26 protein-coding genes are annotated in these 24,722 nt (G+C 70.0%); 13 read left to right on the top strand and 13 right to left on the bottom strand.

Features of this window, described 5'->3' with window-relative positions:
- Positions 1-3: 3 nt before the first annotated feature.
- From OVA21_RS01685 to OVA21_RS01670, 4 genes are all read right to left on the bottom strand, one after another.
- The gene (locus OVA21_RS01685) at positions 4-1,173 is read right to left on the bottom strand and encodes an acetyl-CoA C-acetyltransferase (RefSeq protein WP_268091640.1); all 1,170 of its coding nucleotides are present in this window, start codon (positions 1,171-1,173) and stop codon (positions 4-6) included.
- Positions 1,174-1,200: 27 nt separating this feature from the next.
- Complete coding sequence (locus tag OVA21_RS01680) at positions 1,201-1,782, bottom strand: TetR/AcrR family transcriptional regulator (protein WP_096906038.1); 582 nt, start codon at positions 1,780-1,782, stop codon at positions 1,201-1,203.
- Between the two features lie 109 nt (positions 1,783-1,891).
- A complete protein-coding gene (locus tag OVA21_RS01675; protein WP_156523482.1) occupies positions 1,892-2,062 on the bottom strand; it encodes a hypothetical protein in 171 nt (56 codons plus the stop codon).
- A 21-nt stretch (positions 2,063-2,083) separates the two neighbouring features.
- Positions 2,084-2,263 carry a hypothetical protein gene (locus tag OVA21_RS01670; RefSeq protein ID WP_067711812.1) on the bottom strand — a complete coding sequence of 60 codons (180 nt, stop codon included), beginning with the start codon at positions 2,261-2,263 and terminating at the stop codon, positions 2,084-2,086.
- Between the two features lie 151 nt (positions 2,264-2,414).
- Here OVA21_RS01670 and OVA21_RS01665 point away from each other — a divergent pair, with 151 nt between their 5' ends.
- Positions 2,415-3,245: a hypothetical protein gene (locus OVA21_RS01665; protein WP_268091639.1), complete on the top strand. Its 831-nt coding sequence runs from the start codon at positions 2,415-2,417 to the stop codon at positions 3,243-3,245.
- A 12-nt stretch (positions 3,246-3,257) separates the two neighbouring features.
- On the opposite strand, the gene OVA21_RS01660 is transcribed toward OVA21_RS01665, so the two are convergent.
- Both OVA21_RS01660 and OVA21_RS01655 read right to left on the bottom strand, forming a co-directional pair.
- Positions 3,258-4,064 (bottom strand): SDR family oxidoreductase, encoded by an 807-nt coding sequence (locus tag OVA21_RS01660; RefSeq protein ID WP_067711807.1) that lies wholly within the window; start codon positions 4,062-4,064, stop codon positions 3,258-3,260.
- Positions 4,061-5,308: an acyl-CoA dehydrogenase family protein gene (locus OVA21_RS01655; RefSeq protein ID WP_268091638.1), complete on the bottom strand. Its 1,248-nt coding sequence runs from the start codon at positions 5,306-5,308 to the stop codon at positions 4,061-4,063. Before OVA21_RS01655 ends, OVA21_RS01660 begins: the two co-directional genes overlap by 4 nt.
- Before the next feature lie 78 nt (positions 5,309-5,386).
- On the opposite strand from OVA21_RS01655, the gene OVA21_RS01650 reads away from it, so the two are divergent.
- Genes OVA21_RS01650 through OVA21_RS01640 form a run of 3 tightly spaced genes read left to right on the top strand, consistent with a single transcriptional unit; the run spans position 5,387 to position 8,682 of the window.
- Positions 5,387-6,241: a mycofactocin-coupled SDR family oxidoreductase gene (locus OVA21_RS01650; RefSeq protein WP_268091637.1), complete on the top strand. Its 855-nt coding sequence runs from the start codon at positions 5,387-5,389 to the stop codon at positions 6,239-6,241.
- A 39-nt stretch (positions 6,242-6,280) separates the two neighbouring features.
- Positions 6,281-7,888, top strand: a complete 1,608-nt coding sequence (locus tag OVA21_RS01645; RefSeq protein ID WP_268091636.1) for a FadD3 family acyl-CoA ligase — start codon at positions 6,281-6,283, stop codon at positions 7,886-7,888.
- Entirely contained in the window at positions 7,885-8,682 is a 798-nt protein-coding gene (locus OVA21_RS01640) for an SDR family NAD(P)-dependent oxidoreductase (protein ID WP_268091635.1), read from the top strand. Before OVA21_RS01645 ends, OVA21_RS01640 begins: the two co-directional genes overlap by 4 nt.
- Positions 8,683-8,715: 33 nt before the next feature.
- Here the strand turns inward: OVA21_RS01640 and OVA21_RS01635 are convergent, their stop codons facing one another.
- A complete protein-coding gene (locus OVA21_RS01635) occupies positions 8,716-9,507 on the bottom strand; it encodes a VWA domain-containing protein (protein ID WP_268091634.1) in 792 nt (263 codons plus the stop codon).
- Positions 9,508-9,764: 257 nt separating this feature from the next.
- Between OVA21_RS01635 and OVA21_RS01630 the strand changes: the two genes are divergently transcribed.
- From OVA21_RS01630 to OVA21_RS01610, 5 genes are read left to right on the top strand one after another with little or no spacing between them, the layout of a single operon-like run.
- Positions 9,765-10,712, top strand: coding sequence for an enoyl-CoA hydratase (locus OVA21_RS01630; protein WP_132062671.1), 948 nt, complete (start codon positions 9,765-9,767; stop codon positions 10,710-10,712).
- Between the two features lie 4 nt (positions 10,713-10,716).
- Entirely contained in the window at positions 10,717-11,886 is a 1,170-nt protein-coding gene (locus OVA21_RS01625) for an acyl-CoA dehydrogenase family protein (RefSeq protein ID WP_070721745.1), read from the top strand.
- A gap of 18 nt (positions 11,887-11,904) precedes the next feature.
- Positions 11,905-12,921: an acyl-CoA dehydrogenase family protein gene (locus tag OVA21_RS01620; protein WP_268091633.1), complete on the top strand. Its 1,017-nt coding sequence runs from the start codon at positions 11,905-11,907 to the stop codon at positions 12,919-12,921.
- Positions 12,918-14,081: an acyl-CoA dehydrogenase family protein gene (locus OVA21_RS01615; RefSeq protein WP_096906049.1), complete on the top strand. Its 1,164-nt coding sequence runs from the start codon at positions 12,918-12,920 to the stop codon at positions 14,079-14,081. Before OVA21_RS01620 ends, OVA21_RS01615 begins: the two co-directional genes overlap by 4 nt.
- A gap of 23 nt (positions 14,082-14,104) precedes the next feature.
- Positions 14,105-14,926 (top strand): inositol monophosphatase family protein, encoded by an 822-nt coding sequence (locus OVA21_RS01610; protein WP_067711783.1) that lies wholly within the window; start codon positions 14,105-14,107, stop codon positions 14,924-14,926.
- On the opposite strand, the gene OVA21_RS01605 is transcribed toward OVA21_RS01610, so the two are convergent.
- From OVA21_RS01605 to hsaA, 5 genes are read right to left on the bottom strand one after another with little or no spacing between them, the layout of a single operon-like run.
- Positions 14,923-16,119 carry a sulfotransferase family protein gene (locus OVA21_RS01605; RefSeq protein ID WP_268091632.1) on the bottom strand — a complete coding sequence of 399 codons (1,197 nt, stop codon included), beginning with the start codon at positions 16,117-16,119 and terminating at the stop codon, positions 14,923-14,925. The two genes, OVA21_RS01610 and OVA21_RS01605, sit on opposite strands and share 4 nt — an antisense overlap.
- The gene (locus OVA21_RS01600; RefSeq protein WP_268093095.1) at positions 16,116-17,300 is read right to left on the bottom strand and encodes a hypothetical protein; all 1,185 of its coding nucleotides are present in this window, start codon (positions 17,298-17,300) and stop codon (positions 16,116-16,118) included. Before OVA21_RS01600 ends, OVA21_RS01605 begins: the two co-directional genes overlap by 4 nt.
- Positions 17,297-17,881, bottom strand: a complete 585-nt coding sequence (hsaB, locus tag OVA21_RS01595) for a 3-hydroxy-9,10-secoandrosta-1,3,5(10)-triene-9,17-dione monooxygenase reductase subunit (protein WP_132062675.1) — start codon at positions 17,879-17,881, stop codon at positions 17,297-17,299. The genes OVA21_RS01600 and hsaB overlap by 4 nt, the downstream gene beginning before the upstream one ends.
- A 60-nt stretch (positions 17,882-17,941) precedes the next feature.
- On the bottom strand, positions 17,942-18,844 hold the full coding sequence (hsaC, locus tag OVA21_RS01590) for an iron-dependent extradiol dioxygenase HsaC (protein WP_132062677.1): 903 nt from the start codon (positions 18,842-18,844) through the stop codon (positions 17,942-17,944).
- Positions 18,845-18,875: 31 nt separating this feature from the next.
- Complete coding sequence (gene hsaA, locus OVA21_RS01585; protein WP_119192656.1) at positions 18,876-20,051, bottom strand: 3-hydroxy-9,10-secoandrosta-1,3,5(10)-triene-9,17-dione monooxygenase oxygenase subunit; 1,176 nt, start codon at positions 20,049-20,051, stop codon at positions 18,876-18,878.
- Positions 20,052-20,238: 187 nt separating this feature from the next.
- Between hsaA and OVA21_RS01580 the strand changes: the two genes are divergently transcribed.
- The 4 genes from OVA21_RS01580 to OVA21_RS01565 all read left to right on the top strand — a co-directional run bounded on the left by OVA21_RS01580 (position 20,239) and on the right by OVA21_RS01565 (position 23,593).
- Positions 20,239-21,462 (top strand): Rieske 2Fe-2S domain-containing protein, encoded by a 1,224-nt coding sequence (locus OVA21_RS01580; RefSeq protein WP_268091631.1) that lies wholly within the window; start codon positions 20,239-20,241, stop codon positions 21,460-21,462.
- Entirely contained in the window at positions 21,462-21,857 is a 396-nt protein-coding gene (locus tag OVA21_RS01575) for a hypothetical protein (RefSeq protein WP_119192654.1), read from the top strand. Before OVA21_RS01580 ends, OVA21_RS01575 begins: the two co-directional genes overlap by 1 nt.
- A gap of 115 nt (positions 21,858-21,972) precedes the next feature.
- Positions 21,973-23,034: a ferredoxin--NADP reductase gene (locus OVA21_RS01570; protein ID WP_132062681.1), complete on the top strand. Its 1,062-nt coding sequence runs from the start codon at positions 21,973-21,975 to the stop codon at positions 23,032-23,034.
- A gap of 40 nt (positions 23,035-23,074) precedes the next feature.
- On the top strand, positions 23,075-23,593 hold the full coding sequence (locus OVA21_RS01565) for a flavodoxin domain-containing protein (protein WP_132062683.1): 519 nt from the start codon (positions 23,075-23,077) through the stop codon (positions 23,591-23,593).
- Positions 23,594-23,653: 60 nt separating this feature from the next.
- On the opposite strand, the gene dmpG is transcribed toward OVA21_RS01565, so the two are convergent.
- On the bottom strand, positions 23,654-24,718 hold the full coding sequence (dmpG, locus tag OVA21_RS01560; protein WP_096906063.1) for a 4-hydroxy-2-oxovalerate aldolase: 1,065 nt from the start codon (positions 24,716-24,718) through the stop codon (positions 23,654-23,656).
- Between the last annotated feature and the right edge of the window lie 4 nt (positions 24,719-24,722).

Raw genomic sequence — 24,722 nt, 5'->3', positions numbered from 1 at the left:
CCGTCAGGCGTCCAGGCGCTCGATAATCGTGACGTTGGCGGTGCCGCCGCCCTCACACATGGTCTGCAGGCCGTAGCGGCCGCCGGTGCGCTCGAGCTCGTTCAGCAGGGTCGCGAACAGCTTGGCCCCCGTGGCGCCGAGCGGGTGGCCCAGCGCGATGCCGCCACCGTTGGGGTTGACACGCGCCGGGTCCGCGCCGGTCTCCTTGATCCACGCCAGGACGACGGGGGCGAAGGCCTCGTTGATCTCCACCACGTCGATGTCGTCGATCGTCAGGCCGGTCTTGGCCAGCGCGTGCTTGGTCGCCGGGATGGGCGCGGAGAGCATCATCACCGGGTCGTCACCGCGGACGGTGAGGTGGTGGATGCGGGCGCGCGGCGTCAGTCCGTACTTCTCGACGGCCTCGGCGGAGGCGAGCAGCCCTGCGGAGGCGCCGTCACAGATCTGCGAGGCGACGGCGGCGGTGAGGGAGCCGCCCTCGGCCAGCACGGGCAGCGAGGCCATCTTCTCGAGGGTGGTCTCGCGGGTGGTCTCATCGGCCTCGAGGCCGGCCATCGGCACGTACTCGCCGGCGAACCGCCCCTCGGCGATCGCGGCGCGGGCGCGGGCGTGGGACTGCAGTGCCCACTCCTCCATCTCCCGGCGGGAGATGTCCCACTTGTCGGCCATCATCTGGGCGCCGTTGAACTGCGAGATCTCCTGGGAGCCGAAGCGCTCGACCCAGCCGGTGGAACCGGTGAACGGGTCGTCGAATCCGTACTCGCGCCCGGCGAGCATGGCCGACGAGATGGGCAGGGCGCTCATGTTCTGCACCCCGCCGAACAGGATCACGTCCTGGGTGCCGGACCAGATGGCCTGTGCGCCGAAGTGGATGGCCTGCTGACTGGAGCCGCACTGTCGGTCGACGGTCGTGCCCGGGACGCCCAGGGGCATCCCGGCGGCGAGCCAGGCGGAGCGGGCGATGTTGCCGGCCTGGGGGCCGATGGTGTCGACGCAGCCGAAGATGACGTCGTCGACGACCTCCGGGTCGATACGGGTGCGTTCGACGACCGCCTTGATGACGTGCGCGCCCAGGTCGGCCGGATGCTGTCCGGACAGGCTGCCGCCGCGCTTGCCGACGGGCGTGCGGACGGCGTCGATAACGTAGGCCTCGCGGCCGGTCACGCTGGTCATGTGTCTCCTCGGGAAGGGGTGGGAAGGTCAGCCGACGGCCAGGCCGTCGAGCACGATGTTGAGGTATTGGTCCGCGATGGCCGCGTGATCGTTCTCGTCGTCGGGCCGGTACCACCGCACGGCGACCCACACCGTGTCGCGCAGGAAGCGGTAGGTGAGCCGCACGTCGAGGTCACCGCGGAAGTCGCCGGACTCCATCCCCCGGGTGAGCACGTCGGTCCACATCTCGCGGAACTCGGTGTTGCGCTCACGGAGGTAGTCGAATCGCGGGTTGCCGCGCAGGTGCTTGAGTTCGTCCTGGTAGATGGCGACCTCGTCGCGGTCGCGGTGGATGGCCTCGAACGAGGCGCGGACCAGCTGTTCCAGGGTCTCCCGCGGGCCGAGGCCGGCCTCCACGATCCGACGGTATTCGCCGAAGAGCGCGTCGAGGAATCCACGGAGGATCTCGTCGACGATCGCCTCTTTGGACGAGAAGTGGTGGTAGAGGCTCCCCGAGAGGATGCCCGCGGCGTCGGCGATGTCGCGGACGGTGGTCGCACGCAGGCCGCGTTCGGCGAAGAGCCCTGCCGCGATCGACAGGAGCTCCTCACGTCTGGTCGTGCTGGTCATACCCCGAGGGTACCAACCAAGCACTTGCTAGGTAGAGGTTCGGTCCTCCCCCGCGCCACCGAGCCCCCGGAACGGTCCCCGGGGGCTCGGCCACTGTCGCGCGGTCGGGTCAGGAACCGAAACCCAGGAAGACGTACTCCAGGGTCGCGATGAGTGTTCCGGGAATGTTGAGGACCCCGTGGACGATGTCGCCGAGGGAGCCGGCCGGCAGGGAGGGGGCGAGGCCGTCGACCGATCCGTCGATCGTCTCGTGGAGGTCGTGCAGTGAGCCACTGAGCATGGTGTTCTCCGTTCGGTCGGATCAGGCGGGGCCGTGGGAGCCGAAGCCCCAGAACAGGTTGGACGAACCGTAGAGGAGGGCCGCGGGCAGCTTGAGCACGCCACCGATGACGTTGCCGGCCGATCCGGCCGGCACGATGCCGTCCACGGATCCCCACAGGTCGTCAGCGAGCCCTCCGAGCACGCCGCTGAGGTCAATCATTCTTCATCTCCGATGGTCGAGGGGGTTGACGACACTCAGCTTAGTGAGGCCCCCGACTGCCCGCGTGGCAGTCCCCCGGATTGCCACGCGGGCACCGGGCGCGGCGCACGGGCGCCGCCGCCCCGCCCACCTCGCCGCTAGACTCCGGCGCATGCGGACCACCTCACCACTGACCTCCCGCCCCTGTCGCACCCGTGCCCTCGCAGCGTCGGCGGTGCTCGGCCTGACGCTGGGGCTGGGCGCGTGCGCGACCGGGGAGGGGAACGACGACGAGGGCGGCACCGCCACCACCACCGCAGCGGCCGAGTCGGCCGAACCGGCGGGGTCGGCAGCGTCGTCGGAGTCTGCAGTGTCGTCGGAGCCCGCCGATCCGGGGTCGACCCCGCCGCCCGGCAAGGTCGAGCAGCTCGTCCTCACCGCCGAGGACGCCCCGGAGGTCGGGCTGCAACCCGTCCCCGCGGATGAGATCGCCGGCGGGATGGACGCGCTCGGCGCGTTCACGTCCGATGTCCGCGTGGAGCCGGAGCAGTGCGCGGACATCAGTCAGGACGGCCCGGGCGCGCAGTCGGAGCCGGACGCGATGGCGATCCAGGCCGGCCAGGTCGGGGGCACCTCGTTCGCGGTGGCCGTGACCCGGGTGACCGACGGCCTGGCCGCGCGTGCGCAGCAGATCGAGGACTGCCCGGTCATGACGGTCGCGTTCCCGCTCCAGGGCGAGGAGATGATCACCGAGGCGCAGAACTCGCTGCTGGACGTCGACGCCCCGGAGGGGGTCGAGGACTTCGCGGCCGTCGTCCAGGACAACTCGATGACCATGATGGGGCAGCCCATCCGGACGTCGAACGTGATGATCACGGGCGTCGTCCGCGGGCTCGGCATCTCCGTCACGGCGTCCGGCACCGACGGGCCGATCTCCGACGAGGCCCGGGACATCGCCCTCGAGCTCTTCGCAGCGCAGGCGGAGAAGGTCCGGACCGCCTGATGCCGCTGCCCGTCAGGCGCGCTGCGAGGAGATGGAGACGACCTCCCCGGTGAGGTAGGTCGTGTAGTCGCTGGCGAGCATGGCGATGGTCGCGGCGACCTCCCACACGTCGGCTGCCCGTCCGAAGGCCTCCTTGGCCGCGAGCTCGTCGAGCAGTTCCGCGGAGGCGGACTTCTCGAGGAACTTGTGGCGCGCGATGGACGGGGCGATGGCGTTGATCCGCACCCCGTAGTCGGCACCCTCGATGGCGGAGCAGCGGGTCAGCGCCATGACGCCGGCCTTGGCCGCGGCGTAGTGGGCCTGCGCCCGCTGCGCGCGCCAGCCCAGCACGGAGGCGTTGTTGACGATCACGCCGTTGTGCTCCGCGTCGCGGAAGTACCGCAGCGCCGCGCGCGTCGCGCGGAAGGTGCCGTTCAGGGTGATGTCCAGGACACGGTCCCAGTCCTCGTCGGTCATGTCGACGAGTTCGGTCTCGCCGCCGAGTCCGGCGTTGTTGATGAGCACGTCGATCCGGCCCAGCTTCTCCGCGGCACCGGCGATCAGCGCGTCGACGTCGGCGGTCGACTGGACGTTGCAGGTCAGCGACTCGATCTGCTGGTCCGGGAACTCGGCGGCGAGCGCGTCGCGGGCCTCGTTCATGCGGCGTTCGTGGAAGTCGGAGACCAGGACGTCGGCGCCCTCGAGCGCCGCGCGTCGGGCCGCCGAGAAGCCGATCCCGGTCCCGGCCGCCGCGGTCACCACGACCTTCTTGCCCTTGAGCAGTCCGTGTCCGGGGGTCTCCTCGGGGACGACGGCGAGGGGGGATTTCTGCTCGGTCATGACGGCCTTGCCTCTCGGGGTAGTCCGAGCACGCGCTCGGAGATGATGTTGCGCTGGATCTCGTTCGATCCGCCGTAGATGGTGTCGGAGCGGGTGAACAGGAAGAGCCGCTGCCACAGCGCGAGCTCGAGGTTCTCGGGGTCGCGGAGGTCGTTCGGCGCACCCTCGGAGGTGTGGGTGGGACCGGTGAGGGACTGTGCCCCCTGCACCTCCATCGCGAGCTCGCCGAGGTCGCGGTGCCAGTTGGCCCACAGCAGCTTCGCGGCGGAGGCGTTGCCGCCGGAGGAGTCGCGCTCGGCGAGGGTCCGCAGCGCGTGGGCACGGATCACCTTGAGCCCGATCCACGCGCGGGTGATGCGCTCGCGCACGGCGGGCACCTCGGCGCTGCCGTTGGCGCGGGCCATCGCGACGATCTCGTCGAGTTCGCGGGCGAAGCCGACCTGCTGGCCCAGGGTGGAGACCCCCCGCTCGAACTCGAGCAGGGTCATGGCCACCTTCCAGCCGTCGCCCCGCTCCCCGACGATCATGCCGGCGTCGGTGACCGCGTCGTCGAAGAAGACCTCGTTGAACTCGGAGGTCCCTGTCAGTTGCTGGATCGGGCGGATCTCCACGCCCGGCTGGTCGAGCGGGACCAGGAGGAAGCTCAGTCCCTTGTGCCGACTCGTACCCGCTTCCGTGCGGGCCACCACGAACACCCACTGACTGAGGTGCGCGAGCGAGGTCCACACCTTCTGCCCGTTGAGGTGCCACCTGCCGTCATCCCCGAGTTCGGCGGTCGTCGAGACGTTGGCCAGGTCGGACCCGGCGCCGGGCTCGGAGTACCCCTGAGCCCACAGTTCGGTGACGTCGATGATCCGCGGCAGGAAGCGGTCCTTCTGCTCCCGGGTCCCGTGGGCGATCAGGGTCGGGCCGAGGAGCGTCTCACCGAGGTGGGACACCCGCGCCGGGGCGTCCGCCTTGGCGTACTCCTCGTGGAACCGCACCTGCTGGCTCAACGACGCGCCGCGCCCGCCGTGCTCGACCGGCCAGCCGACGCAGGTCCACCCCGCCGCCGCCATGTGCCGCTCCCAGGCGAGGCGTTGCGGGAAGAACTCGTGTTCGCTACCGGGGCCGCCGACGCCTTTGATCTCGGCGAACTCGCCGACGAGGTTGGCATCCAACCAGGTGCGGAACTCCGCCGCGAACTCGTCGTCGGTCATCTCCGACGCGGGCGTGCACTTCTCGGGTGCCGAACTCTCGGTCATACGCCCACACTACCAAGCACTTGCTTGGTTTGCCGGAACCGCCCTCCGCCCACGCCGGGATCGGTTTGGATGACGCCCATGAACTCCCCCTCTCAGCCCCTGTCCGGCAAGGTCGCCTTCATCACCGGCGCTGCGCGCGCCCAGGGCCGGGCCCATGCGGTCCGCCTCGCCTCGGAGGGCGCCGACCTCGTCGTCGTCGACGTCTGCGCGCCCGTGTCCGGGTCCGCCACCTATCCCGCACCCACGCCGGACGACCTGGCCGAGACCGTCCGCCTCGTGGAGGAGACCGGCCGGCGCGCGATCTCGGCGGTCCTCGACATCCGCGACCTGGGCGCGCTGCAGGATCTCGTCGCCCGCACGATCTCCACCTTCGGACGGTTGGACATCCTGGTCGCCAACGCCGCCGTGCTCAGCTGGGGGCGACTGTGGGAGATGCCGGAGGACGACTGGGACACGGTCATCGGCGTCAACCTCAGCGGCACGTGGCGGACGATCCGTGCCGCGGTGCCGGCGATGATCGAGGCGGGAAACGGCGGGTCGATCATCATCGTCAGCTCGTCCGCGGGCCTCAAGGCGACGCCCGGGAACGGGCACTACTCGGCCTCGAAGGCCGGCCTGGTGGCGTTGACCAACGCCCTCGCACTCGAGGTGGGCGAGTTCGGCATCCGCGTCAACTCGATACACCCCTACTCGGTGGACACGCCGATGATCGATCCCGAGGGCATGGCCGCCCTCTTCGGCCGCTTCCCGTCGTTCCTCCACAGCTTCTCGCCGATGCCCCTGAAGAACGCCCGGGTGGACGGCGCGAGCACGCTCGCCGACTTCATGCCGCCCGAGGAGGTCTCCGAGGTGGTCTCCTACCTCGCCGGCGACGGTTCGCGGTCGATCTCCGGCGTCCAGCTCACGGTCGACCGGGGAGCGCTCAAGTACTGACGCCGCCAAACCAAGCACTTGCTTGGTAGGGTGCAGGCCATGAGCACCACCGTGGAGACCACCCCCGCCGCCCTGCGTCGCGCGGCCCGGTCGTGGCCGGAGCGCGAGGCGATCGTCGACGTGCAGCCCGGCCAGGACACCCGCTGGACGTGGGCGCACCTGCTCGACGAGGTCCGCCGGTTCGCCGCCGGCCTCGTCTCGCGCGGGATCGCCCCCGGTGACCGCGTGGTGATCTGGGCGCCCAACACCCGCCACTGGGTGGTCGCGGGGCTGGGCGTGCAGTTCGCGGGAGGCACCGTCGTCCCCGCGAACACGCGCTACACCGGGAGCGAGACGCTGGAGATCATCCAGCGCACCCACGCGGTGGCGGCCGTGGTCGCGGGGACGTTCCTCGGCACCGAGCGGATCGCGGACCTCGCCGCGGCCGCGCGCGGGACGGCGGGCGACACCCTGGCCGGGGTCACCGAGCTGCGGACCCTCGTCCGCATCCCCCTCGACAGTGCCCCCGCCGACAGCATCCACGCCGACAGCATCCACGCCGCGGACGTGCGCCTCCTCGACTTCGCCGACCTCCGGGCGCTGGCCACCGAGGACCTGCTCGCCGAGGCCGACGGCCGCGCGGACGCGGTGACCGGCGACGACGTCGCCGACATCCTGTTCACCTCCGGCACCACCGGCAAGAGCAAGGGCGTCGTGGCCCTGCACCGCCAGACCGTCGCCGGCGCGCGCGCATGGGGTTCCAACGGCGGGCTCACCGAGAACGACCGCTACCTCATCGTCAACCCGTTCTTCCACAGCTTCGGCTACAAGGCCGGCTTCCTCGTGTGCACCCTGTTCGGCGCGACCATCATCCCGTTGGCCGTGTACTCGACCGCCGAGACGATGCGCCTGGTCCAGACCGAGCGTGCCACCGTACTGCCGGGGGCGCCGACCATCTTCCAGACGCTGCTCGACGACCCGTCCCGCAGCGCGTACGACCTGTCCTCCCTGCGCCTGGCCGTCACCGGCGCCTCGGTCGTCCCCGTTGTGCTGGTCGAGCGCATGCAGTCCGACCTGGGGCTGGAGACGGTGCTCACCGCGTACGGGCAGACCGAGACGATGGGGTTCATCACCACCACCACCGCGGACGACGACGACGTCACCGTGGCCACGACCTGCGGCCGCGCCTACCCCGGCATGGAGATCCGGATCGGCGGGTCCGGCGAGATCCTCACCCGTGGCGAGATGGTCATGCAGGGCTACCTCGACGACCCGGAGAACACCGCCGAGACCATCGACCCGGACGGCTGGCTGCACACCGGAGACGTCGGGGAGATCGACTCCCGCGGCAATCTCCGCATCACCGACCGGCTCAAGGACATGTACATCACCGGCGGGTTCAACGTGTACCCGGCCGAGATCGAGCAGGCCCTCGCCCGCATCGACGGCGTCGTCGAGTCCGCGGTGATCGGCGTTCCCGACGAGCGGATGGGCGAGGTCGGCAAGGCCTTCATCGTCCGGCGCGAGGGGTCGGGGCTCACCGAGCAGGACGTGAAGGACTTCGCCGCCGAGCACCTGGCCAACTTCAAGCGGCCGCGGACGGTCGAGTTCGTCGAGGCCTTCCCCCGCAACGCCTCGGGCAAGATCCTCAAGACCGAGCTCCGATGACCGCGCCGGGCGGACCCGGCGGAGCGGGCGCAGTGGTGGTCACGGGCGCGTCCGGCGGGATCGGGGCGGCGGTCGCACGCCGCCTGTCCGCCGAGTTCCCCGATGCGCCGGTGGTGCTGGGGTACCGGTCGACCGAGCCCGTCGACCTCGCGCACGACCTGACCGCGGAGGGATCCCGGACCGTCGAGTGCGTCCGCCTCACCCCGGGGCGGGACGGCGCCGACGGGAACGACGACGAGGTGGCCGGGGTGATCGACGGGATCGCCTCCCGACACGGCGGAATCCGCGTGCTGGCCCACTGCGCCGGTCCGCACGTGCCCATGGTGCACCTGTCCCGGATCGCACCGTCCGAGTTCCGTCGACAGCTCGAGGACGACGCGGTCGGGTTCTTCGCGATCGTGCGCCCCGCGCTGGAGCACCTGCGTGCGGTGGCGGGCAACGTCGTCGTCGTCACCACTGCGGCCACCACCCGCTATCCGGTGCGCGACGGACTGTCCGCCGCCCCCAAGGGCGCGGTCGAGCAGCTCGCCCGGGGCCTGGCGGCCGAGGAGGGGCGCTTCGGCGTGCGGGTGAACTGCGTGGGCCCGGGGATGCTCACCGACGGCATGGCCTCCCGGCTCATCGCCTCCGGCGACCTCGACGAGCGGGCGCTCGAGGTCACGCGCGGCAACATCCCCCTGCGACGCTTCGGCACGGCCGCCGACATCGCCGAGGCCGTGGCGTTCCTGGCGTCGGACCGCGCCGGGTTCATCTCGGGCCAGAAGCTCGACGTGGACGGCGGCTACGGGGTCTGATCCCCGCAGCCGCCGCCCCGGGCCGGCAACTACTCAGTTGCCCGCGCTGCCTGACAGATTCTCCAGCGAGCCCTCGAGTGAACCGAACAGGCCACCGTCGCCCTCGTCGATCACATCGACGGTGTCCTTGATCGCCTCCGCGATGTCCTCGATGTCCTCGACCGGGACCGTCGCTCCGCCGGTCTCCTCGGCGATCCTCGCGAACTGCGCGGTGAGTTCCCCGTCCGCCGAGACGACGAAGATCGGGACCCTGTTGCCGGTGGCCATCGGACTGACCGCGGCGGCCGCGACTGCGGCCGGGGCGCAGTACGGATTGTCGGTCGCGGTCCCGTTGGCCAGTGCGATGATGCGATCCGCAGTCAAGTCGGTGACCGGCTCCGGGTCCTTGGCGGGAGCGTCCCCGACCGCGATGATCGCCTTGACCGAGGACGAGTTCCAGGCCTGGCACAACGACAGGGCGATCCCGGAGTAGACCGACTCCGGCCAGTCCCCACCGCCGTCGACACCCAATCCGTCGAGGCCCCCGCGGAACGTGGGCAGGTTCGTCGTCAGATCGGTGACGGTCCGAGCCTGGAACGGATCGCCCGCGTCGCGGTACTCGACCAACCCGACCCGGGTGCCGGCCGACTCCGACGCCAGATCGGTCGCGAGATCGTCGACCGCGATCTTGGTCTGCTCGATGTAGGGGGCCATCGACCCCGTGGTGTCGATGGCGAACATGAGATCGCGGGCGCCGGATTGTGCCGCCGCGGTGGCGGTGACGCTGGTGAGGGTGAGGGTGGCGAGTGCGGCAGCGCTTGCTACCCGAAAGAGAGTGGTACGCATGGGCTTTGTCCTTCCTAGGACGTCTTCTCGAAGTCGCCCGAACGGGTCGTCCACCTCGAACGCTAGGCCCGTCACACCGGGTCGTCTGTCGTACGAATCTATGATTTTCCTCATAACATGCGTCAAACTCTTGTCGCCTCCTGTGGCTGATGCTACGGCCGCAAAGTTGGCGAATGCCGCCGGACCGCAGTGGTGGTCGACAGGGTTCGATGTAGACTCCCAACCAAGCACTTGCTAGGTAAGGAGAGTCCCAGGTCATGACCGATGCACCCATCCCCCCGGTCCTCGGGGTCGACGACCTCGGGCCGGACACGCAGCCCGTGGCCTACGAGGTCACCGACGGCACCGCGTACGTCACCCTCAACCGACCGGACTTCCGCAACGCGCAGAACTCGGTGATGACGTACTCGCTGGACAACGCGTTCATCAAGGCCGTCGAGGACGATGCGGTCAAGGTGATCGTCCTGCGGGCCAACGGCAGGCACTTCTCGGCGGGCCACGACATCGGCACGCCCGAGCGCGACCACCACGTCCAGTACCCCAACCGCGCAGCGCTCTGGTGGGACCACACCACCCGCGGCGGCGGCGACCGGCGCCTGGCCCGCGAGAGCGAGGTCTACGTCCAGATGTGCCGCCGGTGGCGGGAGATCCCCAAGCCGATGATCGCCCAGGTGCACGGCGCGTGCATCGCCGGCGGGCTCATGCTGGCGTGGATCTGCGACTTCATCGTGGCCTCCGACGACGCCTTCTTCTCCGACCCCGTGGTGAAGATGGGCATCCCCGGCGTCGAGTACTTCGCCCACGCCTTCGTGCTGGGCCCGCGCCGCGCCAAGGAGATCCTCTACACCGGTCGTAGGTTCGGCGCCGCCGAGGCGCTGGAGTGGGGAATGCTCAACCACGTCGTGCCCCGCGAGGAGCTGCAGGCCAAGGTCGACTCGATCGCCGAGGAGATCAAGGCCATGCCGGCGTTCGGTCTGACGCTGGCCAAGAAGGTCATCAACGGCAGCGAGGACCAGATGGGGTTGCAGACCTCCCTGGACACCGCGTTCGGCTGGCACATGTTCGCGCACTCCGCCAACGCCGAGCCGGACGACACCGACTCGTTCTCCGCCTCCCTGGGCGGTATGGACGCGCGCTCGATGCGCGACAGCGCGAACACCGGCTCGACGGGCGGCGCCGCCCCGACCGGCGAGAAGAAGGACTGACGCCGTGGATCTGGATCTGGACGCATCGACCCGCGAGTTCCGGCTCGAGGTGCGGCAGTGGCTCGAGGCCAACGTGCCCACCGAGCCGCTGCCCCACATGGACACCCGCGAGGGCTTCGAGGCCCACCGCCGGTGGGAGGCGACGATGGCAGACGCCCGCATGTCGGTCGTGTCGTGGCCCGAGGAGTTCGGCGGCCGCGACTGCGGGCTGGTCAACTGGGTGGTCTTCGAGGAGGAGTACTTCCGCGCCGGAGCCCCGCTGCGGGTGAGCCAGAACGGCATCTTCCTGCTGGCCCCGACCCTGTTCGACCACGCCTCCCCCGAGCAGCTGGCCCACATCATGCCGCGCATGGCCCGGGCAGACGACATCTGGGCGCAGGCCTGGTCCGAGCCCGAGGCCGGCTCCGACCTGGCGTCACTGCGCTCGACCGCCAAGCGCGTCGACGGCGGCTGGGTCCTCAACGGGCAGAAGGTGTGGTCCACCCGCGCGTCGTTCGCCGACAAGGGCTTCGGCCTGTTCCGCACGGACCCGGACGAGCCCCGCCACAAGGGCCTGACCTACTTCATGTTCGACCTGCGGGCCGAGGGCGTCACCGTGCGCCCGATCGATCAGCTCGACGGGCTGCCCGGCTTCGCCGAACTGTTCCTCGAGAACGTCTTCGTGCCCGACGACCCGGCGAACCCCGCCGAGTCCGGCGTGATCGGCGAGGTCAACCAGGGCTGGAAGGTGGCCATGTCCACCGCCAACAACGAGCGAGGCCTGTCGCTGCGCTCCCCCGGACGGTTCCTCGCCACGACCGACCGGCTGCTCGACCTGTGGGGCACCGCCGAGGCCGACCTCGACGACCGCACCCGTGGGTCCCTGGCGGACCGCGTCGTGGACGCGTGGATCGGGTCGCGCGCCTACGAACTGAGCACCTGGAACACGGTCACGAAACTCACCGGAGGCGCCAACCTCGGTTTCGAGTCCTCCATCAACAAGGTCTTCTGGTCGGACTGGGACATCGCGACCCACGAGACCGCCCTGGATGTCCTCGGCACCGCCGGCGAGCTCGCCGGTGAGCAGTGGATGGACGGCTACCTGTTCGCCCTCGCCGGCCCCATCTACGCGGGCACCAACGAGGTCCAGAAGAACATCATCGCCGAGCGACTCCTCGGCCTCCCGCGCGGCTGAGAAGGCGGTTTTCTGAACATGCAGTTCGCACTCGATCCAGAGATCATCGACTTCGCCGGCAGCATCGACTCCCTGCTGGCCAAGTCCGACATGCCCACCGTGATCCGCTCGTGGGCCGCCGGTGACACGGCCCCCGGCACCGCCGTGTGGGGCCGCGTCGCCGAGACGGGCGCCGCCGCCCTGCTCATCGACGAGGCCGCCGGCGGCGCCGGCGCCACCGCGGTCGAGGCCGTGGCCGCGCTCGAGGTCCTGGGCCGCCACGCGGTGCCGGGTCCCGTCGTGGAGACCGTCATGGTGGCGCCCCGTATCGCCGCCGCCCTCGGCGGGGACTCCGACGCCGGGGACGTGGCCGGGGAGATCGCCGGCGGGTCGCTGGCTTCCGTCGCCGCGCCCGGGGTCTCCCCGTTCGCCCCCGACGCCCACGTCGCCGGGTACCTGTGGGTCGTCGACGACGACGAGGTGTTCACCGCCTCCGCCGGCGAGACCCGTCGGTCGGTCGACCGGGCCCGCACGGTGGCCACGCCCACCGCGGGCGCCCGCGCGGCCGCGGTGAGCACGACCGACCTCGTCAACCACGGCGCCCTCGGCACCGCGGCCCAGCTCCAGGGCCTCGGGCAGGCCATGCTCACGATGAGCGTGGACTACGCCACGCAGCGCAAGCAGTACGGCAAGCTCATCGGCGAGTACCAGGCGCTCAAGCATCAGCTCGCCGAGGTCGCGATCGCGCTGGAGATGGCCCGCCCGCTGCTGTGGGCCGGCGCGCTGGCGATCGCCGAGAACCCCGGCGACCCCGACGCCGCGGTCCGCGACGTCTCCGCCGCCCGCGTGGCCGTGGCGGACGCCGCCTACCTGGCCGCCCGCACGGCGCTGCAGGTGCACGGCGCGATCGGCTACACGCTGGAGCACGACCTGGGCCTGTGGCTGACCAAGACCCGCGCCCTGCAGACGGCGTGGGGCACCCAGAGCTACCACCGCGGTCGGGTGCTGGACTCACTGCGCGGCGAGGGTGCCGGAGCCGCGGGGACCGCCCGATGACCGCGCCCGCCACCCCGGCGACCGCCACCCCCGGTGTCGATACCGAGGAGCAGGCCGCGTTGCGGCAGTCCGTCGCCGCGCTGCTGGAGAAGAAGTCCGACTCCGCGGCCGTGCGCGCCGCGTTCTCCTCCGACGACGGGTACGACCCCGCACTGTGGGCGACGCTGGTCGACCAGATCGGGGCCGCCGCACTGTCGATCCCCGAGGAGCACGACGGCGCCGGGGCCACCTGGCTGGAGACCCACCTGGTGTGCGAGGAGCTGGGCCGACGCCTCACGCCATCCCCCATGCTCGGGTCGGCCGTCCTGGCCGCGCAGGCCGTGCTCGCCACCGGCGACGCCGACGCGTGCGCCCGCCTCCTGCCCGGAATCGCCGCCGGCGACCTGTCCGCGCTGTGCTGGGCCGGGCTCGACGGCTGGGCCACCCCGGGTGTCCGCGCCGACGTCACGGCGCAGGGTAATGCGACGCTCACCGGCACCGCCCACCACGTGCTCGGCGCCGACACCGCCGCCACGCTGCTCGTCGTGGCGGTCGCCGGAGACGAGGTCGGCCTGTTCGAGTTGCCCGCCGACGCAGCCGGCGTCACCGTGACCCGCGTGCCGGTGATGGACCCCACCCGCACCCTGGCGCGCGTGGAGTTCGACGGCGCCGCGGCCACCGCGATCCCCACCCGTCCGAGCTTCCTGTCCCGCCTGCGCGCCGCCGGGTGGGCCGCACTGTCGGCCGAGCAGGTCGGTGCCGCCCGCGCCGTACTGGACGCCACCGTGCAGTACACGCAGGAGCGCAAGCAGTTCGGCCGGGTCATCGGGTCGTTCCAGGCGCTCAAGCACCGGATGGCCGACATGTACGTCAAGGTCGAGACCGCCCGGTCGCTGTCCTACTCCGCCGCCGCCTCCGTCGCCGAGGCGCAGGCGCTCGGCGACGGGCCCGCCGCCGACGAGGCGGCCTACGCCGCGGAGATCGAGGCCGCCGCGGCCAAGGTCTACTGTTCCGAGGCCCTGCAGTGGATCGCCGGGGAGTCGATCCAGCTCCACGGGGGCGTCGGCATCACCTGGGAGTACGACGCCCACCTGTACTTCAAGAGGGCCCACGGGACAGCGCAACTGCTCGGACAACCGCACGAACTCCTCGCCGCCCTGGAGGTCGCGGCGGGGCTGTAGCCGGGGCCACTAGAATCACCCGCATGAGCCCCTTCCCCGCGCACGGACGGACCAACGACCAGCGGTCGGCCGAGGACCTCGCGGCCCAGGCCGGTCGCCTGCTCACCGACCTGCGGGTCTCACGGGTGGCGCCGGAGGATCTCGGTGCGTTCGCCGAGGCCGAGGCGCAGTCCGTCATCATCGACCGACTGGCCGTGGCGAGGCCCGGCGACCTCGTGTTCGGCGAGTGGGACCCCGACTCCCGCGCCCGGCTGGAGGCCGACCGCGTGTGGTTCGTCGATCCCCTCGACGGAGTGCGCTCCTACGTGACCGAGGGCCGCCCCGACTGGGCCGTCCACGTGGCCCTGTGGGAGAAGGACCCCGAGGGTGTCGGGGGCATCACCGCGTGCGCGATCGCCATGCCCGCCTACGGCCGGGTCCTCACCGGGCGCGGCGCCACCACCTATCAACCCACGTCGATCATCCGCGGCCCGCGGCCCGGACCGCTGGTGCCGCCCCGCGAGGACGACCGCCTGCGCATCGCCGTCTCCGAGGCCGAGCCTCCCGCGTTCGCCGAGGAACTCGCCGAGGAGCTCGACGCCTCCCTGGTCCACCTCGGATCCGGCGGCGGCAAGACCGCCACCGTGCTCGAGGGTGAGTGCGACGCGTACATCCACACCAGCGGTCACCACCAGTGGGACTCCGCGGCCACTGTGGGCGTGGTGCAGCAACGCGGCCTGCACGCCAGCGCCCTGGACGGCTCCGAGCTGGTCTACAACACCGAGCAGATCGAGTTCCCGGACCTGCTGGTGTGCACGCAGGACGTGGCCGAGACGATCATCGACGCGGTCCGCAGATACCTCTAGCGCTCCAGGCCGCGGTAGCCGGCGAACCGCTCCGCGATCAGCTCCTCGCTGAGCCCGTAGTCGGCGAGCGTGTAGCGGTGCGCGGGGGCGCGGTCGCCGGACAGGCTCTTGTCGTTCTCGGCCACCACGCCCGCGCGCACGTCCTCCGGCAGCTCCGTGCCGACGGCGCCGTAGACGCGCTCCACCACGCCGGCCGGATCTGCCAGCAGTTCATGGTGATCGACGTCGACGAACGTCGCCCGTGACGTCGGGTCCGCCTCGTGCCGGGCGCGGGCGGCGTCGAAGGTCTCGACGCCCCGCGCCCAGAAGTCCAACTGTGACTCACCTATGTATTGAGGGGTGAACCGCGTGGACCATTCCGCGGCGGTCTTGTGCGCGAGCGAGCACATCGACGCCATGGATTTGCGCGGATCGCGATGCGTCTGCACCACGACCGCGTCGGGGTAGACCTCGAGCAACGCGTCGAGGGCGAACAGGTGACTCGGGTTCTTGAGCACCCAGCGTCGCTCGGGATCATTCGCCCCGATGAGCTGGAGGTTCCGCTTGTGCCGCCGGTACGCGGGCACCCAGTCGGCGCCGGCCAGCCACTGCGAGTAGCCGTCGAGCCGGGCCAGGCACTCGTACGACGCCGACGTGAGCGACTGCCGCAGCAACTGCCAGCACTCCTCGAGGTCGTCCGCGGAGATGTAGTGCACGCCGCCGTAGTCGGGGTTCTCCGCCATGAAGCCGGAGTACAGGTCCCGTAGGCCGACATAGGCGGGGTCGTCCTCCCACGTCTCGCGCGGCGGCCGCGGCTGCGGCACCTCGGTCAACCACAGTTCGAGCCCCTGGTTGGCGGGGTCCGCGCCCAGGAGCCGGTGCAGCGCCGTGGTGCCGGTGCGGGGCAACCCGGTGACGACGACGGGACGCTCGATCGCCACCTCCGCCCCGGCCGGGTCCGCCGAGAATCCCGCGTTCGCCAGCAACCGGGCGGTGAGCGCGCTCTTGAGGACCGACCGCCAGTACTTGCTGCCGGCCGGGGTCAGGCCCGCGTCGGAGTGCAGGGAGTCCAGCAGGATCCCCAGCGCCTCGCGGTGGCGGTCCTCCCCGTCGGCGAAGTCCTCGAGTCCGACCGTGCGCGAGGCACTGGCGTGCAGGTCCTCGACGGTGCCGACATGCACACGGTCCGTGTCGCCTCCGGCCGAGACGGTCATGAGAGTCCCCTCCGGGCGAACGCGTCCTGACGGGCGGCGATCCGCTCGCGCCACTGCTCCGGCGTCACCCGCAACTCCTCGTACCCGGGCACCTCGTCGGCGAGCCGCTCGAACGGCACCACCTTCACAGTGGGGCCCAGCTCCGATGTGATGGGATCTCCCACCCGCTGCCAACGGAACTGCATGATGCCCTCGCGGCGGCCCAGCGTCTCGACCCAGTTGGCCAGCCCCGGGTCGCGCTCGGAGACCACCAGATGGATCAGTCCGTCGGAGGTGACGTGCGCCTGGTCGGCGGTGAGACTGGTCTGGTGGTGCACGTACTCCAGCGAGGCATACCACATGCTGCCAAGCTGGAAGCCCTGGTAGGGCACCCCGGCGACGGGCACAGAGATCACCATGGCCTCGTCCGGACCGAGCTCGAAGACGCCCGCGGACGAGAACTGCGTGGTGAGCCCACCCGGCGTCTGCCGCGGTTCGTTCAGCGTGTTGCGGGCCTGGTCGCCGAAGAACCACTCCGGGAACGCCAGCCACGTCCGCAGCCGCCCGACGAGCGCCTCGGCGAGTTTGGCGTAGAACTTCTCCTGCCCGGCGAGCGTCACCGGCTCCGGTGCGGTGCCGACCGTGTCGAGTCTGCGGATGATCGCCGACCCGGCCTCCTCACGGCTCCAGTCGGAGTACACCTCGCGGACCGCGATCATGGACGATCCCGGGTGGAGCACCACGTAGCCGGCGTCGCCCTCGTCGTCGTCGTACCTCGCCGGTCCCAATCGGAAGCGATACCGGCCGTCGGCGTCGATCTCCAAGGCACGGTCGTCGAACGCCGCGTGCGACGCGGCGCGCTCGTCGGCCGAATACGTCCCGGCCATGACCTGGAACGACAGGTCCGCGGTGGTACCGCGCCGACCCTCGATCTCGTACTCGGCGCCGTCGGTGAGGTTGGCGTAGAAGTACAGCGTGTCCGGGTTGTCCAGGCCCATCTTGGTGTACGGGCCCGTGGCCTGGAACAGCTGTGGGTGACTTCGCCCGCGGTGCTGGCCGGTCTCGATGGCCCCCCGGATGGTCCCCAGCAGGTAGTCCAGGCCCTCCGCGACGTCCTCCTCGGTGTGGACGTGCGGCGTCGAGCGGATGATCTCCTCCGCCTCCGCCAGCGCACCCGCCAGCGGTCCCGTCACGCCGCTCACAGCCACGTGTAGGAGTCGGCCGAGGTGATGAAGTTCTCCAACTCCTCCTGCTCGGGCGTCGGGTCGACCACGTCCTCCTCGATGCTGAGGTAGGCACCGCGGTAGAACAGCAACGGGCGGATGTCGCGCTTGGTCGGGCCGAGGTTGTCGACCCGCCCCAGCACGATCCAGTGATCGCCGCCGTCGAGGACCTGGTCGATCTCGCAGTCCAGCCACGCCATGACGCCCTCGATCACCGGCGACCCCAGCGGGCTGGGCGACCAGTCGATCTGCGCGAACTTGTCGTCACCGCGGCGGCCGAACGTCGAGGAGACGTCCTCCTGGTCCTCGGACAGGATGTTCACCACGAACCGTCCCGCCTTCTCGATCCCCTTCCACGAACCCGAGGTCTTCATCGGGCAGAACAGCACCAACGGCGGCTCGAGCGACAGGGCCGAGAACGACTGGCAGGCGAAACCCACCGGCTTGTCGTCCTCGACAGCGGTGATGACGGTGATCCCCGTACAGAACTGTCCCAGTGCGTCACGAAGTTCACGGCTGCTGAAGGACTGGCCCTCCGGGCTCTCGTCGGTGCTGCTCATGTGGGTCGTCCTCCCTGGACTTTCGGCTCGTGAACTGTCTGCAAGGCCCAGCCTAGGCGGCTACTTGAACCCGACGGAGAAGTCGTGGCCCCACAGGCTCACGGCCGTCGACTCACGCGCCACCCATTTCTCGTCGTCCTCGACCTGCACGCCCTCACAGCCGTACTCGCAGTCGAAGCCTCCGGGCGTCTTCATGTAGAAGCTCAGCATCTTGTCGTTGACGTGCCGGCCGAGCGAGGCCGACATCCTCACCTTCTTACGCGTCGCCCGGTCCAGCGCCAGCCCCACGTCGTCCGCGGTACCGACCTCGACCATCAGGTGGATGATCCCGGTCGGGTTGGGGAACGGGGTGAACGCCAGCGAGTGGTGCCGCGGGTTGCAGCCGAGGAACCGCAGCCACGCGGGCTCGCCGTCGGCCGGTCGGCCCACGATCTCCGGCGGCAGGCTCATCGAGTCACGCAGCGTGAACCCCAGGACGTCACGGTAGAACTCGAGCGCCGCGGTCTCGTCCGGGGTGGACAGGACGATGTGGCCCGCACCCTGGTCGCCGGTGACGAACTCGTGCCCGTACGGCGTCGGGATGCGACGGTGCTGCAGCGCGATGGTGTGGTAGATCTCCAGCGTGAACCCGGCCGGGTCCTGACAGGTGATCAGCCCCCGCACCTTGCGGTCGCGCGCCACCTCGGCCGGGGCGTCCTCCCAGGGCACACCGGCCGCGTCGAGGCGCCGCTTGACGTCCTCGAACTCGTCCTCGTTCGCACACTCCCAGCCCACCGCGGAGAGCGTGTCCTCCTCGCCGGGGACGATGATCCACCGGTGCGGATGATCGTCCATGCGGAAGTAGAGCGACTCGGGATCGTCGCCCGATCCCTCCACGAAACCCAGCACCTTCGTGCCGTACTCGTGCCAGGCGGCCATGTCCGTGGCGAAGACCCGGACATACCCGAAATTGCTGATCGCCATAATTGCCAGTCCTTTCGATCCGTGAGGCGGATCAGACCATCGAGTCGGTGACCTTTTCGCCGAACTCGTTCTGCCCATACATGATGTACGCCTTGGTGGCCTCGTTGGCGGCGTGGACCCGCCCGGCGTTGGCATCCCGCCAGAATCGCTGGATCGGCGAGGTCTCCTCCAGGGCGCGGGCCCCGGAGTTCTGGAACAGCAGACCGATGGCGTCGATCGACCGCTGCGTGGCCCGGACCTGGTCGCGGCGGGCGCGCGTGCGGAGCTCCATGTCCGGGTACCCGCCGGCGGTGATGATGTCCTGCTCCTCGCGCACGTTGCGCATGAGCTGCAGCCACGCCGCGTCGATGTCACCGGCCGCCTCGGCCAGGCGCACCTTGGCGAACGGATCGTCCTTGACCGCGGTGCCGAACGCGGCGCGCACGCGCTCACGCTGGTGCCCGCGGTGCACCTCGTAGCAGCCGAACGCCATGCCGACGATCGGCGTCGAGATGGTGGTGGGGTGGATGGTGCCCCACGGCATCTTGTAGATGGGGTTGGTGTTGACCTCGAGCCCGGGGCTCTTGGTGGCCGCCATGAGACCGAAGGACAGTACGCGGTGCTCCGGGATGAGTGCGTCCTTGACCAGGATGTCGTTGGAGCCGGTGCCCTTGAGCCCGGCGACGTGCCAGACATCGAGGATCTCGTACTGGGACTTCTCGACCAGGAACGTGCAGAAGTCGACCATCTTGCCGTTGTCGTCGAGCACCGGGCCGCCCACGAAGACCCAGTCGGCGTGGTCGGAACCCGAGGACCAGGACCACTTGCCGTTGAGCACCAACCCGTCGGCGGTCTTCTTCGCCGCACCCATCGGCGCGTACGAGGACGAGATCCGCACCGTCGGGTCCTCGCCCCACACGTCCTCCTGCGCCTGCTGCGGGAAGAGCGCGAGGTGCCAGTTGTGGATACCGAGGATGCTCGCGCACCACCCGGTGGACGGGCACGCCGTCGCGATGGTCTTGACAGCGGTGTAGAAGGTCTCCATGTCCGCCTCGTACCCGCCCCACTGGGCCGGCTGGCACAGCTTGAAGAAGCCGGCCTCGTCGAGTTCCGCGATGTTCTGGGGATGGACCTTGCGCAGGTCCTCCGTCTCCTGGGCCCGCTCGGCGAAACCGGGCAGCAGAGCCGTGATGCGGTCGATGACCTCGTGGGAGGCGTACTCGCTCATGTGAACCTCTCTGGCGTTCGTGGGGGTGATGCGGACTAGACTAGAACACGTTACAATTTTGCACCAGGCAACCGCCTCCGGGCAAGAGCTTCTGGCACCCTGTGCCAGCACTTACGCACCCTGGTTGTGGCCTGCCCGCCCATTCTATAACCTGTTCTCATCCGGCTCACGCCCCTCAGGAGGAATCATGACCGCACCCGGCTCAGCCCCCGGAGCCGCCCGCGAGATCGATACCGGCAAGGCCCGGGATCGATATGCACGCGGCTGGCACTGCATCGGCACCGTCAAGGAGTTCTCCGACGGCAAGCCCCACTCCATCCACGCCTTCGGCACCAAGCTCGTGGTGTGGGCCGACGACGAGGGCGAGATCAAGGTCCTCGACGCGTACTGCCGCCACCTGGGCGGCGACCTGTCCGACGGCTCGATCAAGGACGGCAACATCGCGTGCCCGTTCCACGACTGGCGCTGGGGTGGCGACGGCAAGTGCAAGGGCATCCCCTACGCCAAGCGCGTTCCCCTGCGCGCCAAGACCCGCGCGTGGATCACCAACGTCCAGTCCGGCCAAGTCTTCGTCTGGCACGACCACGAGGGCAACCCGCCCCTCGAGCAGGACGCCATCCCGGTGATCGCCGAGTACGACACCGGTGAGTGGACCGACTGGGAGTGGAACCGCCTCGTCATCGAGGGCTCCAACTGCATGGAGATCGTCGACAACGTCGTCGACATGGCCCACTTCTACTACATCCACTTCGCGTTCCCGACGTACTTCAAGAACGTCTTCGAGGGCCAGACGGCGACCCAGTACCTCAACACCAAGGGCCGTCCGGACCACGACCCGTCCGGCGGCAAGTACGGCGACACCCTCCTGGAGTCCGAGGCCTCGTACTTCGGCCCCGCATACATGATCAACCCCCTCAAGCAGATGTACGGCGACTTCGTCACCGACGCGATCCTCATCAACTGCCACTACCCGATCGACCAGAACTCGTTCGTGCTCATGTACGGACTCTCGGTGAAGAAGCCGCAGGGCTTCGACGACGAGACGTCGGCGAAGATGGCGGCGAAGATCGCGACCTTCTTCGGCGAGGGCTTCCTCCAGGACGTCCGGATCTGGCAGCGCAAGTCCTCGATCGCCAACCCCCTCCTCTGCGAGGAGGACGGCCCCGTCTACCAGCTCCGCCGCTGGTACGAGCAGTTCTACGTGGACCGCGACAAGGTCGAGCCCGAGATGCAGGAGCGTTTCGAGTTCGAGGTCGACACCACCGCGGCCAACCAGTACTGGGAGAGCGAGGTCGCCGAGAACATGCGCAAGCAGGCGGCGGGCGAGGCGGAGATCTCCGACGAGCAGACCCAGTACACCGGCATGGCCGAGGTCGCCGGCGAGGCGGGCGCGGCCCCGTCGAAGAACTGATGTTCAAGAAGAACGATTCGCGGCGCGCGCCCACCTGGGACGAGACCGACCCGGCGCGCGCCGCGCGGCTCCACGAGTACACCGACCTGGATCGCGAGACCTACACGCGGGCCGGCTTCCAGCCCGTCGAGTGCCGCAGGTGTGGCACCAGCGTGGCCGTGCGCAAGAACAGCGAGAAGCACACCTCGATCCAGTGGACGGAGGGCGGCGACCGTAACTGCCCAGTCCTCAACGAGTGGCGCGAGGGTGGTGCACGGCCCGATGGCGAGGACACGTGCCCCCGGATGCTCGCGAGCATCCGCTACGCCTACGCCGAGGGTCTGCTGACCATCGCCGAGGGCGTCGACCCGGCCGACGACGAGCACATGGTGAACCCGCTCTACGTCCCCGAGTAACACCCCGACGTCCGGCGACTTCCCCGAGGCGAGAACAGCCCGGAGGAGGTCGCCGTCGTCTGGGACAGTGCGCAGAAACCCGTCCGCGCGTATCCAAGCGATAGGCTCCCGATCCATGACCGAAAATACCCCGCTCGGCTCCTTCGTGCGCGAGCTCACGATCGCCGAGGTGATCGAGGAGACCGCCGACGCCAAGTCGATCGTCTTCGACATCCCCGCCGGCTGCGAGGACGACTTCCGGTACACCCCCGGACAGTTCCTCACCCTGCGAGTTCCCAGTGAGCGGACCGGATCCGTCGCGCGCTGCTACTCCCTGTCGAGCTCCCCCACCGAGGACGCCCGGCTCAAGGTGACCGTCAAGCGCACGATCGACGGATACGGGTCCAACTGGCTGTGCGACAACGCCGAGGCCGGTATGAGCATGCACGTGCTCGCCCCGTCCGGCATCTTCACGCCCAAGAATCTCGACCAGGACTTCATCCTCCTGGCCGCGGGTTCGGGCGTGACCCCCGTGATGTCGATCCTCAAGTCGGCCCTCGCCCAGGGCACCGGCCACATCGTCATGGTTTATGCGAACCGCGACGAGAAGTCGGTCATCTTCAAGGACGAGCTGCAGCGCCTCCAGCGGGAGAACCCCGACCGCCTCACCGTTCTCCACTGGCTCGAGTCGGTCTCCGGCATCCCCACCGCGGAGATGATCGGCAACCTCCTCCAGCCCGTCGCGACCAAGCGGCACTCCTACATCTGCGGACCGGCGCCGTTCATGGAGACCGTCAAGGACGGGCTCCGCCGCTCGGGCGCCGACATGCACTTCATCCACACCGAGGTGTTCTCCTCGATCGAGGGCGACCCGTTCGCCGAGATCGTCATCGACGAGTCGGCCGACGAGGACGGCGCCGGCCCGGCGACCGCGATCGTCGAGCTCGACGACGAGGTCCACGAGGTCTCCTGGCCCCGCAAGACCCCGCTCCTCGACGTCCTGCTCTCCAAGGGGATCAAGGCACCGTTCTCCTGCCGGAAGGGCGAGTGCTCGGCGTGCGCCTGCATCCTCAAGTCCGGTGAGGTCGAGATGATGCACAACGGGATCCTCGACCCCGAAGAAGTGGAAGAGGGATACGTCCTGAGCTGCCAACTCCTCCCCAAGACCGACCGCGTCGAGGTGTCGTACTCCGAGTGAGCCCGCTCGGAATCCAGCCGGGGCTGGCAAACTCGGTGGCGTGACCAGCCCCGTCGTCGCCTTCGCCTCCAGGTACGGCTCCACCCGGCGCTACGCCACCGCGCTCGGGAGGCGACTCGGCGCGCCCGCGGTCGAGCTCGCCGACCTCGCCCCCGCATCCGACGCCGACCCGCTGATCCTGCTCGCGCCCGTCTACGCGACCCGGATCCTCGGGCGACGTCGGATCATCCGGGCTATCCGCTCGGCTCCCGGGCGGGTCGCCCTCGTCGTCGTCGCGCTCTCCCCCGCGGACGACCCCGGGCGCGGCTCCCTCTCCGCCCGCCTGATCACCGCCACCGGCCGGGCCGTCACCACCTTCCACGTCCGAGGTGACCTCGACCCAGCCCGGCTCAACTGGGTCGACCGCACCCTCATGGCCGCGCTCCGCCGCCAGTTGCGCAGGACCCCCGACACGCCCGCCGCGCGGATGCTGTTGTCCGGCGAGCCCCTGCACTTCGTCGACGAGACGGCCCTCGACCCGGTCGTGGCCTGGGCGGACGGCGGCGACACCGCCCCCTGAACCGCCAGCAGCCGCGCATTCCGGGGGTCATCCGGGGCGCGCGGCTGCAGGCCGGGAGGATCAGGCGTTCGCACGCTCCTTCTGGATCTCCAGCGCGATGTCGATGAGCTGGTCCTCCTGGCCGCCCACGAGTCGACGCTCACCGGCGCGGAGGAGGATCTCCGAGGCCGGCACGTCGTACCGCTGCGCGTGGCCCTCGGCGTGCTTCATGAAGGACGAGTAGCAGCCGGCGTAGCCGAGCATCATGGCCTGGCGGTCGACGACGCACTCGCTCGGCATGAGCGGGCGCACCACGTCCTCCGCGGCGTCGGCGATCTTGAAGAAGTCGACGCCGGTGGTGATGCCGAGCTTGTCGCACACGCCGACCAGTGCCTCGACGGGCGTGTTGCCCGCGCCGGCGCCGAACCGACGGGTGGAGCCGTCGATCTGCTGGGCGCCCGCGCGGATGGCCATGATGGAGTTGCCCACGCCGATGTCGAGGTTCTCGTGGCCGTGGAAACCGACCTGGGCGTCGTCACCGAGCTCGGCGACGAGAGCCGAGACGCGGTCGGAGACCTGGTCCATGACGAGCGCCCCCGCCGAGTCGACGATGTAGACGCACTGGCAGCCGGCGTCGGCCATGATCCGGGCCTGCTTCGCGAGCACCTCCGGCGGCTGGGTGTGGCTCATCATGAGGAAACCGACGGTCTCCAGGCCGAGGTCGCGGGCGTAGCCGAAGTGCTGGATCGAGACGTCGGCCTCGGTGCAGTGGGTGGCCACGCGGCAGATCGACCCGCCGTTGTCCCGGGCCTGGAGGATGTCGTCCTTGATACCCAGGCCGGGCAGCGTGAGGAATGCGATCTTGGCCTGCTTTGCGGTCTCGGCCGCGACCTTGATGAGGTCCTGGTCGTACGACTTGGCGAAGCCGTAGTTGAAGGAGGCGCCGCCGAGGCCGTCGCCGTGGGTGACCTCGATGACCGGGACGCCGGCGCCGTCGAGCGCGGCGACGACGTTGCGGACGTCCTCGACGGAGAACTGGTGCCGCTTGTGGTGCGAACCGTCGCGGAGCGAGGAGTCGGTGACCCGGATGTCGAGCTCGGAGCTGTACGCGCGGGCCTGGGCGTTGTGCGGGTTGGTCATGTCCATGTCT

Source organism: Dietzia sp. SL131, assembly GCF_026672565.1.
Taxonomy (GTDB): Bacteria; Actinomycetota; Actinomycetes; order Mycobacteriales; family Mycobacteriaceae; genus Dietzia; species Dietzia kunjamensis.
The sequence above is the reverse complement of the archived record's forward strand: the minus strand, read 5'-3'. Positions and strand labels throughout refer to the sequence as shown.

Bases quoted from the DNA above. Each gene is read 5' to 3' on its own strand.
- hsaC (WP_132062677.1), bottom strand. From the start codon at position 18,844: ATGGCGATCAGCAATTTCGGGTATGTCCGGGTCTTCGCCACGGACATG.
- OVA21_RS01570 (WP_132062681.1), top strand. From the start codon at position 21,973: ATGACCGAAAATACCCCGCTCGGCTCCTTCGTGCGCGAGCTCACGATC.
- hsaA (WP_119192656.1), bottom strand. From the start codon at position 20,051: ATGAGCGAGTACGCCTCCCACGAGGTCATCGACCGCATCACGGCTCTG.
- OVA21_RS01640 (WP_268091635.1), top strand. From the start codon at position 7,885: ATGACCGCGCCGGGCGGACCCGGCGGAGCGGGCGCAGTGGTGGTCACG.
- OVA21_RS01580 (WP_268091631.1), top strand. From the start codon at position 20,239: ATGACCGCACCCGGCTCAGCCCCCGGAGCCGCCCGCGAGATCGATACC.
- OVA21_RS01660 (WP_067711807.1), bottom strand. From the start codon at position 4,064: ATGACCGAGCAGAAATCCCCCCTCGCCGTCGTCCCCGAGGAGACCCCC.
- OVA21_RS01575 (WP_119192654.1), top strand. From the start codon at position 21,462: ATGTTCAAGAAGAACGATTCGCGGCGCGCGCCCACCTGGGACGAGACC.
- OVA21_RS01650 (WP_268091637.1), top strand. From the start codon at position 5,387: ATGAACTCCCCCTCTCAGCCCCTGTCCGGCAAGGTCGCCTTCATCACC.
- OVA21_RS01620 (WP_268091633.1), top strand. From the start codon at position 11,905: ATGCAGTTCGCACTCGATCCAGAGATCATCGACTTCGCCGGCAGCATC.
- OVA21_RS01675 (WP_156523482.1), bottom strand. From the start codon at position 2,062: ATGCTCAGTGGCTCACTGCACGACCTCCACGAGACGATCGACGGATCG.
- OVA21_RS01655 (WP_268091638.1), bottom strand. From the start codon at position 5,308: ATGACCGAGAGTTCGGCACCCGAGAAGTGCACGCCCGCGTCGGAGATG.
- OVA21_RS01610 (WP_067711783.1), top strand. From the start codon at position 14,105: ATGAGCCCCTTCCCCGCGCACGGACGGACCAACGACCAGCGGTCGGCC.
- OVA21_RS01615 (WP_096906049.1), top strand. From the start codon at position 12,918: ATGACCGCGCCCGCCACCCCGGCGACCGCCACCCCCGGTGTCGATACC.
- OVA21_RS01605 (WP_268091632.1), bottom strand. From the start codon at position 16,119: ATGACCGTCTCGGCCGGAGGCGACACGGACCGTGTGCATGTCGGCACC.
- hsaB (WP_132062675.1), bottom strand. From the start codon at position 17,881: ATGAGCAGCACCGACGAGAGCCCGGAGGGCCAGTCCTTCAGCAGCCGT.
- OVA21_RS01665 (WP_268091639.1), top strand. From the start codon at position 2,415: ATGCGGACCACCTCACCACTGACCTCCCGCCCCTGTCGCACCCGTGCC.
- OVA21_RS01635 (WP_268091634.1), bottom strand. From the start codon at position 9,507: ATGCGTACCACTCTCTTTCGGGTAGCAAGCGCTGCCGCACTCGCCACC.
- OVA21_RS01680 (WP_096906038.1), bottom strand. From the start codon at position 1,782: ATGACCAGCACGACCAGACGTGAGGAGCTCCTGTCGATCGCGGCAGGG.
- OVA21_RS01630 (WP_132062671.1), top strand. From the start codon at position 9,765: ATGACCGATGCACCCATCCCCCCGGTCCTCGGGGTCGACGACCTCGGG.
- OVA21_RS01645 (WP_268091636.1), top strand. From the start codon at position 6,281: ATGAGCACCACCGTGGAGACCACCCCCGCCGCCCTGCGTCGCGCGGCC.
- OVA21_RS01670 (WP_067711812.1), bottom strand. From the start codon at position 2,263: ATGATTGACCTCAGCGGCGTGCTCGGAGGGCTCGCTGACGACCTGTGG.
- dmpG (WP_096906063.1), bottom strand. From the start codon at position 24,718: ATGGACATGACCAACCCGCACAACGCCCAGGCCCGCGCGTACAGCTCC.
- OVA21_RS01685 (WP_268091640.1), bottom strand. From the start codon at position 1,173: ATGACCAGCGTGACCGGCCGCGAGGCCTACGTTATCGACGCCGTCCGC.